Annotated in this window: 21 protein-coding genes; 1 reads left to right on the top strand and 20 read right to left on the bottom strand. The window is 45.1% G+C overall.

Translation table 11 applies throughout. From position 1 onward, the window contains the following. The 11 genes from VC178_RS08380 to VC178_RS08330 all read right to left on the bottom strand — a co-directional run bounded on the left by VC178_RS08380 (nucleotide 1) and on the right by VC178_RS08330 (nucleotide 7,482). Nucleotides 1-501, bottom strand: coding sequence for a TPM domain-containing protein (locus VC178_RS08380; RefSeq protein WP_015421812.1), 501 nt, complete (start codon nucleotides 499-501; stop codon nucleotides 1-3). A gap of 2 nt (nucleotides 502-503) precedes the next feature. Further along, complete coding sequence (locus tag VC178_RS08375) at nucleotides 504-1,367, bottom strand: YgcG family protein (protein WP_323482195.1); 864 nt, start codon at nucleotides 1,365-1,367, stop codon at nucleotides 504-506. Between the two features lie 14 nt (nucleotides 1,368-1,381). After that, nucleotides 1,382-1,984, bottom strand: coding sequence for a LemA family protein (locus VC178_RS08370; RefSeq protein ID WP_323482194.1), 603 nt, complete (start codon nucleotides 1,982-1,984; stop codon nucleotides 1,382-1,384). 87 nt (nucleotides 1,985-2,071) lie between these two features. After that, nucleotides 2,072-2,332 carry a heavy-metal-associated domain-containing protein gene (locus tag VC178_RS08365; RefSeq protein WP_323482193.1) on the bottom strand — a complete coding sequence of 87 codons (261 nt, stop codon included), beginning with the start codon at nucleotides 2,330-2,332 and terminating at the stop codon, nucleotides 2,072-2,074. A gap of 2 nt (nucleotides 2,333-2,334) precedes the next feature. Then, the gene (locus VC178_RS08360; protein ID WP_172793423.1) at nucleotides 2,335-2,589 is read right to left on the bottom strand and encodes a copper-binding protein; all 255 of its coding nucleotides are present in this window, start codon (nucleotides 2,587-2,589) and stop codon (nucleotides 2,335-2,337) included. Nucleotides 2,590-2,653: 64 nt separating this feature from the next. Beyond that, a complete protein-coding gene (locus VC178_RS08355) occupies nucleotides 2,654-3,121 on the bottom strand; it encodes a DUF411 domain-containing protein (protein ID WP_323482192.1) in 468 nt (155 codons plus the stop codon). After that, nucleotides 3,102-3,608 carry a cupredoxin domain-containing protein gene (locus VC178_RS08350; RefSeq protein WP_215350260.1) on the bottom strand — a complete coding sequence of 169 codons (507 nt, stop codon included), beginning with the start codon at nucleotides 3,606-3,608 and terminating at the stop codon, nucleotides 3,102-3,104. Before VC178_RS08350 ends, VC178_RS08355 begins: the two co-directional genes overlap by 20 nt. 326 nt (nucleotides 3,609-3,934) lie before the next feature. After that, nucleotides 3,935-5,347, bottom strand: coding sequence for a multicopper oxidase family protein (locus VC178_RS08345; protein ID WP_215386691.1), 1,413 nt, complete (start codon nucleotides 5,345-5,347; stop codon nucleotides 3,935-3,937). A 12-nt stretch (nucleotides 5,348-5,359) separates the two neighbouring features. After that, nucleotides 5,360-6,793, bottom strand: coding sequence for a TolC family protein (locus tag VC178_RS08340; RefSeq protein WP_323482225.1), 1,434 nt, complete (start codon nucleotides 6,791-6,793; stop codon nucleotides 5,360-5,362). Then, on the bottom strand, nucleotides 6,793-7,110 hold the full coding sequence (locus tag VC178_RS08335; protein ID WP_323482191.1) for a hypothetical protein: 318 nt from the start codon (nucleotides 7,108-7,110) through the stop codon (nucleotides 6,793-6,795). Before VC178_RS08335 ends, VC178_RS08340 begins: the two co-directional genes overlap by 1 nt. Before the next feature lie 66 nt (nucleotides 7,111-7,176). After that, the gene (locus VC178_RS08330) at nucleotides 7,177-7,482 is read right to left on the bottom strand and encodes a hypothetical protein (RefSeq protein ID WP_315129811.1); all 306 of its coding nucleotides are present in this window, start codon (nucleotides 7,480-7,482) and stop codon (nucleotides 7,177-7,179) included. 273 nt (nucleotides 7,483-7,755) lie between these two features. Here VC178_RS08330 and VC178_RS08325 point away from each other — a divergent pair, with 273 nt between their 5' ends. Continuing rightward, on the top strand, nucleotides 7,756-9,024 hold the full coding sequence (locus tag VC178_RS08325; protein WP_323482190.1) for a hypothetical protein: 1,269 nt from the start codon (nucleotides 7,756-7,758) through the stop codon (nucleotides 9,022-9,024). A gap of 128 nt (nucleotides 9,025-9,152) precedes the next feature. Here the strand turns inward: VC178_RS08325 and VC178_RS08320 are convergent, their stop codons facing one another. From VC178_RS08320 to VC178_RS08280, 9 genes are all read right to left on the bottom strand, one after another. Then, the gene (locus tag VC178_RS08320) at nucleotides 9,153-9,494 is read right to left on the bottom strand and encodes a M15 family metallopeptidase (RefSeq protein WP_293598183.1); all 342 of its coding nucleotides are present in this window, start codon (nucleotides 9,492-9,494) and stop codon (nucleotides 9,153-9,155) included. Further along, nucleotides 9,491-10,024, bottom strand: coding sequence for a hypothetical protein (locus tag VC178_RS08315; RefSeq protein ID WP_323482189.1), 534 nt, complete (start codon nucleotides 10,022-10,024; stop codon nucleotides 9,491-9,493). The genes VC178_RS08320 and VC178_RS08315 overlap by 4 nt, the downstream gene beginning before the upstream one ends. Nucleotides 10,025-10,197: 173 nt before the next feature. Further along, nucleotides 10,198-10,608: a hypothetical protein gene (locus VC178_RS08310; protein WP_323482188.1), complete on the bottom strand. Its 411-nt coding sequence runs from the start codon at nucleotides 10,606-10,608 to the stop codon at nucleotides 10,198-10,200. Nucleotides 10,609-10,618: 10 nt separating this feature from the next. Continuing rightward, the gene (locus VC178_RS08305) at nucleotides 10,619-11,665 is read right to left on the bottom strand and encodes a phage major capsid protein (RefSeq protein ID WP_215314594.1); all 1,047 of its coding nucleotides are present in this window, start codon (nucleotides 11,663-11,665) and stop codon (nucleotides 10,619-10,621) included. Nucleotides 11,666-12,191: 526 nt separating this feature from the next. Next, entirely contained in the window at nucleotides 12,192-12,704 is a 513-nt protein-coding gene (locus VC178_RS08300; protein WP_323482187.1) for a hypothetical protein, read from the bottom strand. 17 nt (nucleotides 12,705-12,721) lie between these two features. Then, nucleotides 12,722-14,119, bottom strand: a complete 1,398-nt coding sequence (locus VC178_RS08295; protein ID WP_323482186.1) for a hypothetical protein — start codon at nucleotides 14,117-14,119, stop codon at nucleotides 12,722-12,724. Beyond that, nucleotides 14,097-16,043: a hypothetical protein gene (locus VC178_RS08290; RefSeq protein ID WP_323482185.1), complete on the bottom strand. Its 1,947-nt coding sequence runs from the start codon at nucleotides 16,041-16,043 to the stop codon at nucleotides 14,097-14,099. The genes VC178_RS08295 and VC178_RS08290 overlap by 23 nt, the downstream gene beginning before the upstream one ends. Before the next feature lie 52 nt (nucleotides 16,044-16,095). After that, nucleotides 16,096-17,541, bottom strand: coding sequence for a hypothetical protein (locus tag VC178_RS08285; RefSeq protein ID WP_323482184.1), 1,446 nt, complete (start codon nucleotides 17,539-17,541; stop codon nucleotides 16,096-16,098). Nucleotides 17,542-17,639: 98 nt separating this feature from the next. Continuing rightward, nucleotides 17,640-18,947 (bottom strand): terminase, encoded by a 1,308-nt coding sequence (locus VC178_RS08280; RefSeq protein ID WP_323482183.1) that lies wholly within the window; start codon nucleotides 18,945-18,947, stop codon nucleotides 17,640-17,642.

Below are 18,947 nucleotides of genomic sequence, written 5' to 3'. Positions count from 1 at the left end.
CTAATTCATTAAAACTGGCGTATCTGGGATTTCATTATCTGAAGATGATTTACCTGGGAATTGACTTTGCAATAGTTGACTCACCATTTCAATTCCAGACAAAATGCCAGCCTGATATTCATTGAGCGCAAATTTGGATTCGATCTCATGACAAATAACATCCCACGCACTGGCATCCGCATTTGAATGAATGCCTCTATCGGCAATTATCTCTACAGCATGATCGGCTAATAAAATATAAATGAGCACCCCATTATTGTGCTCGGTATCCCAAACTCTGAGATTGGTAAAGACTTCAATTGCACGATCTCTAGGGCTTAAGTCTTTTAACAAGGCAAGCGTATCCAGGGCACCTTCCACGGCAAAACAGATTTGACCCGAATGTTGAGCCTCACTATCTCGAATCGCATTTGTTATTGCGGCAAGATCTTCCTTGGAAAAGCATTTCTCTACCTTGCGACTATGAGACCAGAGATGTTTTATTAATCGATTCATATTCATGCTTACCATCTCCCCGAGGAGCCACCGCCACCAAAGCCGCCACCGCCACCACTAAATCCACCACCTCCACCATGGCCTCCACTGCTATAGCCACCAAAGCCATGTCTACCCAACCCCATTCCGGATAGAGCAACGACCAATGCCACAACACCGGCAATTAAGGCCATAGAAAACGCACCGAACATAAACCAGGCGATAAGAGCTACAAATCCTCCAGTAACTAGGGATCCAGGTAACCTGCCGAGCATCGATCGTAAGATTCCACCAAGCACTAAAGCCACAATAAAAATGATTGGTAAAAACGAACGAATATCCCCGGGGTCACGCATTTCTGTATTAGTTGGGTTTGGCGCTGGTAACGCCTCACCATCAACCACGCTAATCACAGCGTTTAGGCCATCCGTAATGCCGCCATAAAAATCCTGCTGTTTGAATCGGGGCACAATGATTTGGTCGATGATTCGCTTGCTAGTTGCATCAGTTAATACTCCTTCAAGGCCGTAACCTACCTCAATCCGAAGGGCTCTATCCGCTTTAGCAATAATCAGAATCGCACCATCATCTACTTTTTTCCGTCCAATCTTCCATTGCTCAGCTACACGAATAGCATATTGCTCAATAGCTTCAGGGGCTGTAGATTGCACCATTAACACCACAATCTGACTACCCTTTTTAGCCTCAAAATTACTTAAGGTTTGATCTAGAGAGCCAATCTGACTGGGTGTAAGAGTACCTGTTTGATCAATGACCCGCCCTGATAAAGCTGGCACCGTCTGCTGCGCCACAGAAAACTGAGGCCAGCAGAGCAGCGCCAAAAGCGATAGCAAGGCGAATAGGCGTTTAGGCAGCCAGAAGATGCGAGTCACGAAAGTTGCTCCAGTTATTTCGCCGCAGGAGTATCAAATGAAACGCTAGGAGGAGTTGCTAATTCCTTTTCATTCTCAACGGCAAAGTTTGCCTTAGCTTTATAACCAAAGACCATTGCTGTTAAGTTAGATGGGAATGAGCGAATCGTGACGTTGTACTCCTGTACAGATTTAATGTAACGATTACGAGCAACTGTAATGCGATTTTCAGTGCCCTCTAGTTGCGCTTGCAAATCCCTAAACCCTTGATTTGCTCGTAAGATCGGGTAGTTTTCTGAAACGACTAATAGTCTGGATAAAGCCGAAGTGAGCTGTCCTTGCGCTTGCTGGAATTTCTGGAAAGCTTCTGGGTTATTTACCAAATCAGGAGTAGCTTGAATTGAGGTCGCTTTAGACCTGGCTTCTACAACTTTGGTGAGGGTATCTTGTTCGAACTTAGCCTCACCCTTAACGGTGCTCACTAAATTAGGAATCAGGTCGGCTCTACGCTGATATTGATTTAATACCTCAGACCAGCTAGAAGTTACCTGCTCATCTTGGGACTGAATTTGGTTATACCCACAACCTGATAACAATACCGCTGCTATTGCCAACAGACCGATAAGATATTTACGCATTTGTTACTCCTTTACTTAATTGAAGTTTGAGTCTTTAAGAACAGTCACCTTTTTAGATGTCTAAAAAATTGGGAATTAAAGAGAGTGTTAACCACAACAGCAACCACTAGATTTTTTCTGTGGCACTTGAACGCTTCCGTCAAGATCCAATGAAGATGGATAACCATCCTCATTAAGCGCATAAATCAAATCATCACTCTTCCGGCTCGTCCTATCTAAATGAACTTTGCCGTTTTGCAAGTCAACATGGATATTAGAAACGCCATCTAAAGATTCAAGCGCCTTGGTAACGTGTTTGACACAAGAGCCACAGGTCATGCCGGCCACATTTAAATGAATTTGACTCATATTCAGTCTCCTTTTTTTAATTCGATGACATACAGCTTTCCGCCTTCGCTTGATGCTACGAATTCCACTTGGTCTCCAGACTTAAGACCATTTAAAAGAGTTTTGTTTTTCACGTTAAAAATCATGGTCATTGGGGGCATATCTAAATTCTTGATTTCCTCGTGACGAATGGTGACTTTGCCTTGCTCCAAATCAACTTTGCGTACCTGACCAGCCGTATATGCACCAGTAGATTGGGCGCTTACTATATGAGTCAAGATTACTCCTGATAGTAGAAAAATAACACTCAGATATTTTTTTAGATTGTTCATAATTTAATTCCTATCGATAAGATTGATAAATTTGGGATTGACCATTTTTAGAGATCAATAAAACGTCATAAGGATCTTTTCTAGATCCATACTCAGGACCATCCATTCCTGGAGAGCCTATGGGCATCGCTGGTACAGCAATCCCTACAGCATTGGGCTTCTCGGCTAATAAACGCTTAATTTCTCTCGCTGGGACATGACCTTCGATTGCATAACCATCAATGACTGCGGTATGGCAAGACCCAAACTGAATGGGCATACCCATCTTCTTTCTAATCTGGTCATTGCCATCGCTGATCACTTTAGTAGCAAAGCCGTTTTTCTCAACATACGTAATCCAATCCTTGCAACAGCCACAAGTTGGACTCTTCCATACTGTGATCAATGGTTTTTCACTGGCAGCACGGGATGCAAACGGCACTAGCACCAATCCCATTGCTATAGCCCTTCTTGTTAAATTAATGTTGATGGGAGCCATGGCCGTCCCCTTTCTGTGCTGGTGAAACAGATTTAGGTCCAGCTACCGAAATTGATCCCTTCATTCCCGCATCGTAATGGCCTGGTTGTAGGCATGCAAATTGCACTTTTCCAGATTTCGTAAATTGCCAAATAATTTCACCTGTTTGACCAGCGCCTAAGGTAACCATGTTTGGCTCGGCATGCTCCATTTCTGGAAACTTCATCATCTGCTTGTAGTGCTCTTGTAGCTCTTGATCTGTACCAAGCACCATTTCATGTTTTGTTTTACCCAGATTCTTGACTACAAAGTGGATAGTTTCGCCTTGCTTGACTTGAATACTGCTAGGATTAAATCTCATGTTGTCTGTCATGCGAACTCTAATTGTTCGATTTACTTTGGCTGCAATACCCGGCTGTCCAACACTAGAATTTTCGCTGGCATGATCATGACCACCACTAGCGCCATGGTCATGAGACATTGCGCCCATGCCACCCATAGCCCCCATGCCTGCGCCTGATCCCTGCATCTTGTCATGCATCGCCTTACATTGACTAGCACTCATCTCAGGATGCATTTGTTGGCACATTGCCACCCTTTGTTCAGGAGTCATTTTTGCCATATTCTCGTGCATCGCCTTACATTGATCAGGACTCATTTCAGGATGCATTTTTTGACACATCGCTGCCATTGGATCTTGGTTCATGGCCCCTTGATTCATCATCCCCATACCGCCAGGTTGTGTTGCACCTTGCGCAAACACCAAACTAGATGCTGCCATCGCAATTGCTGCCAATGTAAATTGAATATTTTTCATTTTGTTTTCCTTAATTATTAATGTCCAGAATGCCCATTGGGCTTTCTTACTTGCACTTCGATTTCTTTTGTAGAGCTTGGTCTTGTTGATTGCATAGGTTTTGCAGCATTTAGTTGCGTTGGAGCTGCAGGTAACGCGCCTTTGTAAGCCTCTGCCACCGTACCAGCCGGATGCTTATACCAACCCGGATCTGCATAATCGCCAGGCTTTTGATCCTTACGTACTTTTAATACGCTAAACATACCGCCCATCTCTACCGACCCAAAAGGACCCATACCCGTCATCATGCGAGCCGTGTTATCAGGAATAGGCATTTCCATTTCAGACATATCACCCATACCCCTTTCACCCATCACCATATAGTCAGGTATCAGACTGTTGATCTTCTTGCCAACCCCCCGATGATCAACGCCAATCATGGTGGGGAGGTTATGCCCCATTGCATTCATGGTGTGGTGGCTCTTATGGCAATGGATCGCCCAGTCACCCTCTTCATCTGCAAGAAATTCAATTTGCCGCATCTGCCCAACAGCCACGTCAGTGGTTACCTCAGGCCAACGAGCAGTTTTTGGAACAGGGCCTCCATCAGTGCCTGTGACCGAAAACTCATGCCCATGAAGATGAATTGGATGATTGGTCATTGTTAAGTTTCCTACTCTGATTCGGACCTTGTCATTTAGGGCGACATTCAAAGAATCTATGCCAGGAAAAACGCGGCTATTCCAGCTCCATATATTGAAGTCAACCATCGTGGCTACTTTTGGTGTGTAACTACCAGGATCAATGTCATATGAGCTCAATAAAAAACAAAAGTCCCTATTAACATCATCAATAAGTGGATTTTGATCTTTAGGATGCGTAATCCACATACCCATCATTCCCATTGCCATCTGCGTCATTTCATCGGCATGGGGGTGGTACATGAAAGTCCCCGGGCGGCGAGCAACAAACTCGTACATAAAGGTTTTTCCCGGCGGAATACCTTTTTGAGTTAAACCTGTTACACCATCCATACCATTTGGTAATCTTTGGCCATGCCAATGCACTGAAGTCTGCTCTGGTAACCGGTTAGTAACAAATATCCGAACTCGATCACCTTCCACCACTTCGATTGTTGGCCCAGGGCTTTGACCGTTGTAACCCCATAGGTGCGCCTTAAATCCAGGAGTCATTTCTCGCACTACTGGCTCAGCGACTAAATGAAACTCTTTAACGCCTTCATTCATTCTCCAGGGCAATGTCCAGCCATTTAAGGTAACAACTGGATTGTATGGGCGACCTGTACTAGGTGTTAATGGTGGCATCGTATTAGCGTTTACCTGCGTCACTAATTCTGGGGCACCAGATAAGGCATAGCGGCCAACTGCTGCAACCGCGACAGCACCGCCAGCAATACCGGCATATTTAAAAAAATCTCTTCTTGAACTCATTATTTTTCCTTATCAATGTCCGGCAGGGTTTGCTAACATCCCCGCCCCAGTAACGCTAGGCACCTGGAGTATTGTTGGTCTGCCAATTAAGGAGGACTGCAAAGCAGCATCTGTTAACCAAAATTGTTGCTGAGCATTAATTGCTGCAATTACTGCAGAGACCTGATCTCTTGAGTCGGCAATCAACTCAAAGACACCAATAATCATGCCGTTATAGCGAAGCTGACTTTCTTCAGCGATGGCTTTGCGTACAGGTATTACTTCTTTTCGATAGTGTTGGGATATATCGTATGCAGTTCGATAGGCCGAGTAAGTCTCCCTCAAATTGGAACTAGCGTTTCGAGTAACGCCCTCTAGCCGATTAAATGCGGCTAAAGTTTGGGCATTCATGGCATCCCTACTCATATTTCCCCAATCGAAAATTGGTAGTCGAATCGAAATTTCATAGCCCTGCTTTGGGGTACTCTCTCCAGTAGATGAATTAAATTTAGTGCCGCGATCAAAGCCTAATTCAATATCGGTAAAACTAGTGATGTTGTTAAGCCCCTGAGCTTTCGCTGCCGCCTCTAAAGTTGCTGTAGCCAAGCGTATATCTAGCCGCTCTACACCGGCTTGCTGCGCAATAAATTCAGTATTCGGCGGTTGCTTAGGTAGATCAGGTAAGCGATCTGGCAATTTCAGTTCTTTTGCCTGAGCTTCACTTAGCCCAAGAGCACGAACAAGCTCCTCCCTACGGCTTACTGAAGTCTGTTTTGCATTAGCAAACTGCGTGGCCGAGTCTGCATAAAAAGCTTGCTGCCTTGCACGAGTAATCTTATTGAGATTACCTACCGCCTCCATGCGCCTTGCTAACTCAGCACTCACCTCTGCACTTCGAAATACTTGATCGGCATATTTGAGGGATTGCTCTGCTGCAACTGCACGAACCCAAGCCTGGCGAACTAAAGTCACTTGATCAATGATTTCGGTCGTTAAACGCAATTGAGCTTGTTCAATTCTCTTATCAGCTATTCCTTTGCGTTGAGGCAAAGTAATCAGATCTAATAATCCAAATACAAGCCAGCGATTAAATTCAATCTCTGGACTGGTAACCATTCGCTCAAAAGTAAAATAGGGATTAGACATTCTGCCTGCTTGGGCAGCAGACGCTGCTTCAGACCAATTTTGGGCAATGAGTGCTTGAACAGCTGGACTATTAATTAAGGCAAGCTGAACAGCATCGCTTTGATTTAAATTCTTTGCCAGTAGCTGCTGGGCTCTTCCCTGAAGAACATCTCGCTCATCTGACGATTTTGCTAAAACAACCTGGCCATTAGTAAATTTACTCGAATCCAGATTCGTTTTTTGCAAAGTCTCTTCAATATTGACACTAGCGCATCCAGTAAGAGCGCTAACAAATAAGATTGATGCGAGTCTGTATCGCTTAACAAAAGGGATAGTCATCATCATTTAACTCCCTCGTGATGATTTCTTGAATGCCCTTCGCTTGTTGGCGCCGTATCAGCCTGAGCAGCTTCTTTGGCATACGCTTTCCATCCGCCGATCTTTTGGACGGTAGCGTTAGCCTGCTTCCAAGGAATGATCTCCTCCTCCGAATAAGGCTGATAATTTTTAAATACTGACGTGTACTGCAGCGACTCGGCAATAGACTTTGCCGAAGAACCATTTACCGCCGCATCTTGCGCCGATGCAACTGGACTACCTAGTAATGTGAGCGCTAATAGAAACATTCCATTGCCCCACATGCTTTTAAACATGCTCATAATTTCTCCAATAGACAAACGTAGCGACAAGACTAGTCGCCAAAATCTACTTACTACTGAGGAAATTTAAATCCGAGGGGGTTTGTAAATGTTACCTAGCGATTGGCCGAGTGCCAAAGTAGGAGCATAAGGCAGTAGATTGTCCGCATACTGCAAAGGAGCAATCACGGAAGAAGAGGCTGTTAAATCAGCAATACCAACGCAGCACTGAGAAGCGGTATGGCACTTTGTAGCCACTTTCTTTGCCGACTTTTCTATCGATGAAGTGCAATCGTTACATTGCTTATGCTGCATATGAGAGTCAGCATTATCAGCATGAGTCGCAGCTTGGGACTGGTGCGCATGGTGTAGATCGGAAACGAATACGGGCATACTAGCCGCATGAATCAGGCTAATAAAAAAACTTAAGCATAAGAAAACGCATACTTTCCGCATTTCTTAACATTACACTGAATTTGGCGTTTTGTCAGCCTCACCCTTCACTTTTTTGAGTCTAGGCATTAACTTATTAAGCTATTGAGGCTATAAACCCAAGCAAATTCAAGAAGATGTGAATAATCCATTGGGTTTGGGAAGGTGCGTTTATCGTAAAGTGCTACAAGAAACCCCACCATCCCCACTGAAGAGATAGTAGATACGAAATCCATGTCAGATAAAGCCACCAAACTCAATGCACAGTGCAATTGCATCAGCGTTGACAAACAGAAACTAGATATTGAGGTTCATCGCCTTATTAGTGATCTGGAGCTTGCTGCTTCAACCGCTAAAACGATAGGCTCGATGCTCTCAAGTAGCGGAGTATTTATTGACCAAGCCGCCTTAGATCAGATGAAAGCATTAGTAAAGGCGGTCTATAAAGTTTGCGAAATGCCTTTATTTCAAAAATTTGTTCTTGAGCAAGCACCATTGATTGCTAGGCATCAACAAAGTACAAGTGGTGTTTTTTATGGATTTGATTTTCACCTAGGGGTAAATGGCCCGCAATTAATTGAAATCAATACCAATGCAGGCGGCGCTATGATTTCTGCCCTTGAAATTGGGGCATCGAAAAATTGCTGTGAGCCAGTAGAGAGACGCTTGGGAGTAAGAAATATGCCCAATGAAATTTATGAGACTTTTCTGGATATGTTTACCCAGGAGTGGAGGTCCTTCAATAGGGATCCTTCTGCCCAATTAAAGACAATTGCAATCGTTGATGAGAATCCAACTGAACAATTCTTATATCCTGAGTTTCAACTCTTCCAAGCCCTGTTTCAAAAGCATGGAATCACGACAATGATCACCTCTCCAGACGGCCTCACCATTAAAGACAAAAAGGTTTACTTCGGTAAAATTCAAATTGACTTAATCTACAACCGAACGACTGACTTTTATTTTCAAGATTCGTCATACGAAGTGCTTAGAGACGCTTATCTTCAAGATTATGCGGCTATCACCCCAAACCCCTTTAATCATGCAGTATTTGCCAATAAAGATAACCTTTGCATCTTAAGCAATCGGGAACATCTTGACTCCCTAGGGGTTGACTTGTCTATACAAGAAATACTCCTGAGTCACATTCCGGAGACTGTAAAAGTTTCCTCTAAAAACGAAGAATCTCTTTGGGCCAATCGTAAAGAGTACTTTTTCAAGCCCAGTCAAGGCTATGGGAGTCGCGCTGTATATCGCGGAGATAAATTAACTAAAGGCGTATGGGGTCAAATTAAGGATAAAAGCTATATTGCACAAAAAGTAATTCCACCAAGCAAACGAACCATCAAGATTGATGGCAATGAGGCTGATCTTAAAGTCGATATTAGGGATTATGTCTTTGAAGGTAACTCACTCATTTCAGTAACACGTATATACCAAGGACAAACTACAAACTTAAGAACCTTGGGGGGCGGCTTCTCGCCTCTTTATAGCATTGACTAAGATTGATACGATTTAAGACACAATTTAAATTTCTATCTTCTTTAATTCTGAAATTGTAATTAAATGAGTTCAGTTACTAGAATTGCAGTGACTACTTCTGGCCGATAGCCGACCTCTGGGGGTTAACCTCAACACACCCGTTCAAAATGTGGCACATCCACAAATCCTTTGAAATTTCCACCCCATCTATTCTTAGGGTCTAGGCTTTCCCAGTATTCGCCAACCGTACGGATGAGATCTTTATCCCAGACAAGTTTTCCATTCCAGAAGAAATTGAAATCAATAGCGCAGCGCCTTAGATGATTGCTGTTCATTGTTTTAGACCTACCGCTTTTGAAATAGATCTCTTGCTGCTCTGGTGAGCGCCAAAGCTCCCCACCAGTGATTACCCATCCTTCTGCAGCTGCAAACTGAATGAGGCGACTGACGTCAATTAGGAATGCTGCCTGCTCTTTTACTAAATTGCTCATTGCTCTTCTTTTTTGTTTAAGCCATGCATACGCATCTCAAAGATCTTTTCTACCGATCTACCGCCAAAGTAAGCCAGCATGACTAGTTGCCCCCATTCTCCTAGGAGCTTTACATAAGCCTCATTGATATCAATTCCCATGGCGGAGAGCAAAGCGAACAAGAGGTAGGCCGTCAGGATGTATACGAGCGTTCCCGGTCTGATGTTCTTCGATAGTTTGGAATCGCTACCCATATCGGACTGCCACCGTTGTGTTGCGCTGTCTTGAGAAGCTCGATGCATCTCCGCTAGAAGCTTGGATTCCTCTATCTCAAGTTCCTTTTGCTTGAGCGTGTATTGCAAGAGAAGTTGTTCTTGTTCGACCTCTAACTGCTTAAGTTTGATGAGATCTTCCTGGCTGGGATTGTCTGGAATGCGCGCCCCAATCTTGCTCTCAATGAACTCCTTACCTTTCGCCTGGACGGCGCCTGCAAGTAGACCAAGGCCGTTGACGGCCAAGGTTTGCACTAGAGAGGTGATGATTGGAAGCATGTAATAGGTTTTTTTCTTGATGCTTGTATTTAGAAGTCCACCGCCCCACTACCGCCTAGGCTGTTCTTTGGTGTTGGCAGTGGGGCGCAGTTACGCGCGCCCACACACCATGGTTACTTCAACACCCGCAGCCGCACCCAAACACCTGCTGCTAGCGGTGGTCTTCCCTACTGCTAGCGTTTCTTGGCTCCTTTAGTTTCTGGTGACTCTTGATGAGGTCCTGCTTGATCAATAGTCTCTTCTAATGCTTTCTCTTGCGCTGGAAGCTGACCCTCTTTCATCAAGCCCTCCACGATCTCCATTAGTCGATCTCCATCATCCTCACCAAAGACTTTGGCTACGACTTCATGGCCATACTTGGCACAGAGGCGGTCGTACTCTTGCTCTGGCGTAATCGTGGTCTTTGATGGGCGCTCGAAGACAGTGACGTTCTCGCGCCCAAAGAGATTGCGAAGGATGTTGGTCTCATAAGGTGGTACGTGCACATGGATGGTTGTAAATGCATCCCTGCGTACTACCGCTTCCACCTCCTTGATTTGGAAGTCACTATGAATGAGTTCTTTATGGTTCATGCCGTTATGCATTTCTTCCTCCTTATTGAATCGCCAATACCGCATGGGCATTGGCACGTGAAATAGATAAGGCGCAGCGTAAGTTCACCATGGCGTACATGGCTAACGTGTCGTGCGGACGGATTGGGGCAACGATGTCTAGGTCGTCATCGCGTAGCTTCATAAAGCGGGTATTGAGGAAGTAGCAGCGCTTACTCCACTCCACTGTGCGATTAGCCATAGCATCGAGTTCATCAAACTGGGGGTCCCAGATAATCTCCACTCCTTTGAAGGCAAGGCCTGTGTTTACTCCAGCACCTACGCCAGCATCGATGTACTTGGTTTCACCTGATCCAGCAATATGGGTCACGGTGACTTGTTTTCGATAGGTATCAATGAACTTGCCGCCTGCGATGATGAAATCAGGGCTACCGCCATGCTTAATGCATTGGCGCCATGCGGTCTCCATCTCCCCCACTAAGTTACCTGGCGATGTTGAGGCGATGTCTTTAACTGCGTAGTTACGCCAGTAACTTGCTTTGGCTCGATCGATTCCGCCTACCGTGCCGGCATCGGGAGCAAGACTGACTAGACTATCTAAGCCAACAAGGGCGTCTGCGCCGTGCGAGCCGTCGCGGTGCAGTTCTAGGTCTAACTTATTGAGAAAGCCCTCTCTAAGGACCTCTAACTGCTCATCCAAGAGGTTGATCAATTGCACACGCTCGTTGTATTCCAATTGGAAGCCTCGCGCGCCACCCTCACGCACTTTGATGCCATTGCTAAACAAACGGTCATAGTCGATATAGAGGCCATCGACTGCTCTACGCCATGGGAATGAGGCTTGCTCAGTGGTATTGCGCTTATTGAACTTCACCGTCTCCTCTCCAAAGGCCCAGCTAAAGTTACTGCCATGCTCTTTGCGTATGTTCTCCACCACGTTCTGCTTTGCGCCTAATAAGCTTTTGCGCCCTTCCATGAGTTTTTTAAGGAAAGGCCTCTCTACCGCGATTTGATCGACTGGTAGATTGCGCAGGTACTCATCTAAGGAAACCTTAGCTAACTCTTGCAAGTCTGTATTTGAAATTGGCATATGCCACCCCATCAATAGTTATTTAATAAATTGGTTGGCTTCAATACCTGGTGATGGAGCGTGAACCCATCCATTGCTACGCTACTAGGCGCGACTCTAGCTTTAACGCATTGATGTGAAGCAGTAGATAGAGTGTTTAGCTCTCTCTACATGAATTGATTATTGGGGTGCTTGGTGTGGGGTTTGGATATTTCTGGGGTTTTTATTTGCAATGAACCCACTTCTGCTTCTATGGTTAAGGCTCCTTTTTGTCACCTTAACCATCGAAATAGTGTCTTTTAGCCATCGCACATCAAGGTAAGCTTCGCCACCCCTATGGGGTGACCTTGATTTTGCAGGCAGTGTCGGTAAATTTTTAGCCAAAGAAAAAGGGCCCGAAGGCCCTTTCCTTGAGATCTTATGGGATCTCGCTGCGAGGCTCTGTTACCCCTGCTGGCTTGCAGGACCTATTGCTAGGCAGCTAGTTCGTATACTCACTCGCTCTCGAACTGTCTTTCCAAGATTATTACCCCCTGAAAAACTTTTGTCAAGATACCCCCAGCACATCACACACCAAGCCCTTAAAACGCCATTTTTGCGCATTTTTACCAGACTTTAAAGGGCTGATATAGGCACTTTTGACATAAAGTTTTAAATCTACAGCATTGGCACTTCCCATCCTTTCTAAGCTAAAAAATATGGAATACGGCTGTGGTCCATTCGGCGAATCAATCACAATCTGCGATACATAGGTGTAACTTTTATCTGACCGGTAAATAAGTCCATTTAACAAAGTCTGCATCACTATAGGCAAATGCTTTGAGCATTGGTAACGAAGTGGATCAAAGGCTCTTAATTCTCTGAGGTGCCTATAGACATGCTCTTCACGATGTTTGCTTGAGTCAAACTCTTCTGTGAAGCAGTGGCATCCAAATGTCACAAAAATTTGGATGGCCTGATCCACACGATTGATTTCCAAGTCAAGGCCCAAGGTAATTGGCTTTAAGTGTTCAAAAGTAAAAAGTTGCCCTTGAAACTGCTTATGTGAAAAATCACTCATGACTTAGTAATAGGCCCTTAAATTCCCATGTTACCAAGATGCTGCGCAATACGATCCATCGGTTGCTCAGAGCTAGCTACCGGCGAACCTAGAGTTGCTGTTCGCGCCCTTATTGGTTGAGGCTGTGGCTGAGCCTTAGGTTGATAAGTCTCAACCTTTGACTTAGACCAATCTGGCGCAGGCAACCCAATCGAGTTGTAAATTGAATCGATCACAGGCCACCACTCCGAAGCCTGATTGTTTTGCACAAATACATTCATATAGAACGGGTCTTGCATGTATTTCAGGAACAATACTGACTTATGCGTGTGATCAATCTCATCCTCCCTGGTTGAGAGATATTTGAGCATTTCTTTTTTAGCCTCATCTACAACGCTAAATGGCTTAGGCTTTAGATACCGCTCTGCTGCATTCTGCGGCGGGGCCTGACGCTTTGCACGCTCTTGTGTATCCAAGATGCTGCCTACTAACTCACCTTCTACCTGGTAGCCGTGCACTTCATCTAATAACTTCTCGACCCTTGCTTTAAGAGTTTGGTTTTCTTTTGCAAGATCGCGGTTGGTATTGATGATCTTCTGAAATCGATTCTCACTGCGAGCTGATTGTGGCACTTGCTCCTGATCTTCAGGCGCTGGTTCGGCGCCCGTTAGGATGCGGTCAATAAGCTCTTTGCCACTTTCTACTTGCACCTCTGGCTGTAGAGCAGTCTCTATAGTGAGAACGGGAGGTGCGGGCATCAGCGCGCTCATGTCATAGGCTGCAGGCAACTCTGTCTTAGCATCTACGCTTGCATCCATAGCATGTATTGATGCTGGCACATGAACTGCGCCCTTCACTATTTGCAATACCGGTTCCTCGACCTCTAACTCTTCTAGCTCTTCTGGATCCTCAGGCTCTTTAGCCACCACTACCGGCTTTGGAGCTTCTGCCTTAGGTGCATCTGGGGCTTTGCTTAGATCATCCAATAGCGCTGCAGCTTGGGTCTGCTTTTGGTTTTGACGATCAAGCTCTTGCTGCTTTGCCAGTAGCGCAGCAACCTCGGCGGCAGCTTGTTTGGCAGCTTCCTTCTCTTTGTTTTCTGCAAGCCTTCTTTCTAGGTCTTGTTGTTTTGCTAAGCGAGCGGCCTCCTTGGCTGCAACAGCCTTCAGTCGCTCTTCTTCATCACGGGCTGATTTTTCCGCGGCCTTACGCTGCTTTTCTTCTTCGGCAGCTTGTCTTGCCTTAGATTGCTCAACCAATTCAATGGCGCGATCTTCTCTGGCTTTATTGCGTCTTGCGGCTGATTCGGCTGCATGCTTTTCATATGCTTCTTTTTCTAGGCGCTCACGCTCTCTCTTGGCTTCACGGTCTTGTACTCGCTGAATCGCACCACCATTACTTAATACTCCAGAACTAAAGTTTTTCACTTCTTGCATCTGCTGTCTCCTCTTTTGATTGTTGTTCTGTACTGCGATTGTCTCCACCCATTTGCCACATCCGATTCATTGAAAGATCACTGTTGATATCTACGTATCCCTCCGCTTGCTTTTCTATGTTCGGTATAAATAGATTTGAATCGATACGATCGTCATATCGCAAGAGAGTCTCCTGTAGGAGATTACGGATATGTTCGTAGTCCATTCCTCTTGCTTGCAGGTTTTGCATTTGTATTGATAGATTCGTAATCATGGGTAAAACTTTGAGCCAGCTCTCTTTATCCTCTATGCCATCTGGCGCTCCAGTAGTGCCTGCTCGAATACGCAAGTCCACCATGTCAAAGATTCGGTCTTTGGTAAGTTCTGGCCAGTCGTAGGTTTTCTCCGTAGTCACGACTAGTTCGCCATTGATCATGGCCGTCTTGGTGCTTGGTGGCCCCATGTAGCGCTCTACTTGCTCTTTGGTAAGTTCTTGCAAAAGTACCTGGGCGCTGTATTGGGCGATCTCTTGTAACCAATCCTCTATTTGGTCTTTGAATTCAAATACGCGCCCAGATAAAGCTCTTTGCAAGATATTGGCTTCGGTAGCTGTCTTGGGCCTTACTACTGTAGAGCGCGCAGCATCTTGCAAGCCAGTGACTTGCTCCCAGTCATAACGCACTGCACTGGTGTCATAGACGATCGGGTCAATCTTGGGATGACCCCTGGGGATGATGACTTGATTTAAAGGCTTGCCTTCGGTATCGACAATCGTGATTTCACCAAAGCGGGAGTCTGAGTGTTTCTTAATAGTTTTTTCATTGATATCGGCAGAAGCTACCCATCCTGGTATGCAGAGGTCTCGATGTTGATTGAATCGATCCCTGGCTTCGTTATGCTCGTCTTGCAAGCGCTCAGTTAGATCTACTAGGCTTGGACCAATGAATTGACCATCGACTACCTGGTATGGCAATAAGAAGAATGGGTACCAGCGCTCTCCTGCCCTTGGTGGTGAATAGGGTTCACGCAGCCATTCGGTCGCGCCCTCCACCATCGTATATACCCGTTGGGTAGTTCTGTCCCAGATCTCTAGCACTGCGATTTGCTGATCATCGATCACTAGGCCCGAACCAGCATTCATTTGCATTGAAGCTAGGCGTTTAGCTTTCTTATGAGATGGTTCGCCTTGGCCTGGTTGGTAGATCTTGGCATTTGCTAGATTCTTCTTGTAGAGCGATTCAGCCTGGCCACGCTTCATGGGGATGATTTGGCAAATCCAATCGGCATCGGTATAGTCCCAGAACTCACAGATAGATGGGTCGATGAGGAGATTTTCTGTGAGGACTCTGTCGATTACTAGACCTTCGGCAGATTGCACTTCGGTTTGCTCTTGTAATGACTTGATGAGCTCTTCTAACTCCGCCCTCTTGGCATCATGATGATGTTGATCATCGCCTTGAAGATCTCGAACCAAGTCTTCTATGGCTAGGAGGTTTTCTTGGGCATCATTAATGCGACCTTGGATATAGGAATCCTTGCTAGGATCTCTTTGATACATCACTTTGAGAATTCCGAAGCTACAGGTCAGCGCTGCCCTTACTGTGGACTTAGCTCGATTCTTGAGCTGGGCATGTTCTAGCGCTCTATTAGTGACCTTCTCTAGCGTTTTACAGAAGAGTTTGATATCTGCGCCCGAGTGGGTGGGTGTAGTAGATATTTCCGGATTTCGTGCGTAGACGTTAGGCAGTACTGCTGAAATAGTTCCATGAATAAGGTTGGCTCTTAGACTATAGAAGTCTTTACCAGTGGGATCGGCATTCCAGTTAAAGCCGGCTACGGTATTACGGTTGTGCCTTATGCGTTTATGAAATGTTGCCCAGTGAGCGCGCGCATGTGTGATGCGGGCAGTCCATTTTTGTTGAAGGGCTTTGGAGTCTTGGGGCACATACTATTTATAAATTCAGGATGTGCCAAGAATGAATTTAAGTTGAATAAATCTACTCAGGCGTCGAAACTACTGCAATCTTTTTCTTGGCCATAGTCTCAAGCAACTTTTCTATTAACTCCTGAGCAGGCAACTTATCTCCATGTTTTGCATCAAGTGTTGCCGATGCATTATATGCAATTGCATCAATAGTTTTCACTATAAATGCTTTTTGCATTTCAACATCACTCTCATCTAGGGCTAGTATTTGCTTTTTGTAACTATCGTAAGATTTTGCCAAAGCCTCTTTATGCGCATACTCTTGTTGCAATCTTTGACTCTCACTTCTTCTCTTGCTAAAAAAATATGCCAGCCATAAAACAGGGCCATAAAATGGGGCTTTGCTTATTAAGCGTCTAACCGTGTCATCCCACGTCCCAAGTTCAACAAGGGTTACCCAGCTATTCCCACCAATGCTACTAGTTGCAAAAAATAAAGAGCCAAAGATCAATACGGTAATCGCTGTATAGAATCCCTTTGTATAGAAATCAATTGGCTTATTAAAAGAATTCTTCATCTCCTGATAGGCACTTGCAAGGCCTGCGCTAGTGGCTCCAGGGAGCAAATCTTCAATTTGCTTATTTAGCGTCTTATACTTTTCTGACTGGGTTTTTTCGAATTCAGCTAAAGCAGAGATCCTAATATCAAGCTCATTATCCAATCCACCCTCGTATTTGCCTGTCTCTGAGCTTTTCTTTCCAACCACTTTTTCATAGAAATTACCTAAGGTTAAAAGATTCTCTTTCGCCGCATCTAACATGAGGATAATGTTGTTTTTATTCGCCTCTATCTCATCCTTTGCGGTTTCAATTTGAGATTTGATGGAGGGCGAATCATCTTTTCCCTCAATAATTTCCTCATAGGTTGAGGCTAATTCCGTATTTATTTTTTCAATTTCTTGAACAATTGTCTTAATCCTTGCATCAATTCCCCCGGAATTCTCGTCCACACCGAATAAATTAACCTGAAGTCCCTGCGCCCTTCCCTCGATATCTCTCAATGAGTCAGCTAGGCGCCTTCCCTCCTGATGCGAGGTATTAATATCTTGAATTACTTGGTCGGTATCAACCTTTAATTTTTCAACAGATTGATTAACCGCCTCCGAATATTCCTTCGCAGCATTCTGTAAAGCGCGGCCAATCTTTCCATCAATGACCATGTAGGGCCTAATATAGGAAAGAAGGTTATCCAAGTGAGAATTTGCGGCCTCTAAAGAACCAATATTTCGTGTTGATTCATAGCTTTTAAGTTGTTGCAAACACTCATTTACTTGGTTATTAAAATTTCCCCATACCGTCAAAGGGACCAACTCTGGCTCCAGCGATGTCACTACACCTTCGATGTAACCCATCACCTTCTTTAGACGCGCTAACTCCTCAACCGAGGTTAAAACTGTGACATCATCAACCGAGGCACTGGCTACCGATAGCTTCAAATCAGTCCATGAACTTTGAGACATGCTTCCATCAAAACTTTTGGTCCATCTTGACATGGTTTAACTATCCTTGAGATTTATTAAATATACTAAATTTGATAATAATCCCAATTTAATTAAATCTATAAACCAACTCTCCTAGACCGCATTACCCCATACCTGGTGGCGTCCCAGGCATGGTCTTCAGTATCTGTATCTACGTCTTCGGGATTAAGTGAATCTGGCGGCAACTGAGGGATGGTTCTTAGCCAATGCTTACAGGTTGAGAAGATTTTTAGCCTGTCTTCAGCTAGTAACCTAATGATTTCCTGTGCTCCATTTACTCGGCTTCTTGGGGCGTTATAGGCCTCGGTCCATTTAACTCCCTTATCTCTGAAGATTTGCCCGATCGACCTCTCTGCCCCAATCTTGGAGAAGATGGATGGGTCAGCTAGGTTCATGCGGTATTCATATCCAAGGCGTTGGTCGTGAATTTCTATCTTTTTGATCTTCTCCGCCACAACCGTTGCATCCTCTCTGGTGCCCGTGTTTTGTTTATCGCCATATCCATAGAGTTCTCTCCATAGGTAATAGACCCCATCATTAGATAGCGCAAACCAATAGACGGCATATGGCCTGGCATATCCCCAATCCATGGATCGCCATACTTTCCAGGTTGCTGGAATTGCAAAGGGTTCTACAACGTGCTTGGAGGGCTGCCATACGCCTTCCAAGAAACTCCCCACATGGATATCCCAATCTCCCTCTAACCACGCTCTACGTCTGTTTGGATCGCTTAGCGACTCTAGACTCATCAGGTAGTTGGGGTCGTTTTTTAATAGATGCGTGTTCTCGTAAATCGTTGAATGAATTCGCACCCTTGGGAGTGCACCTTCCTGCCTAATGATCTGCCCAGCAGGAATAGCTCTAATCTGAAATCTTTCCTTCACGGATGCGTGACCTACTCCAAATGGATTGCAAGTAGCTCGCACCATCCTTGGCATGCCAGGATGAGATGACCTACAGGTGGAATGCATGGCTTCATAGAATGAGAGGTTGCGCCAGTTGGTGAGCTCTTCAAATCCTAGCCAAGGGTATTCGTGGCCATGATAATTCCAGTAATCGTCTTCATTAGCTCCATAACGAAAATAGAGCATCTCTCCGGTAGGCCACTTCCACACATAGTCAGATTCATTGAACTTGGCACCTGGGAAGATTTGATAGAACCAGCGCTTGCTCTTGGCTACTACGTCAGCCAGTTGGGGATAGGTGAGGCGAAAGAGTGTGCCGCGCCAGTGATCTCCAAAGCCTCTACCTACATGCTGGGCATAGCTCATGAGTAAGGTATCGGTCTTACCCCCTCCTCTGGTGCCTTCGAGCAAAACTTCATAGACAGGGCAAGTCAGAAATAGTGTCTGGCTACCAGGCAATGGCGCCCAGATGGTTTTCAT

The sequence above is a fragment of the Polynucleobacter sp. AP-Sanab-80-C2 genome (assembly GCF_035012965.1).
Classification (GTDB): domain Bacteria; phylum Pseudomonadota; class Gammaproteobacteria; order Burkholderiales; family Burkholderiaceae; genus Polynucleobacter.
Note: the sequence above shows the minus strand (reverse complement) of the source record. Positions and strands in the feature narration are given on the sequence as shown.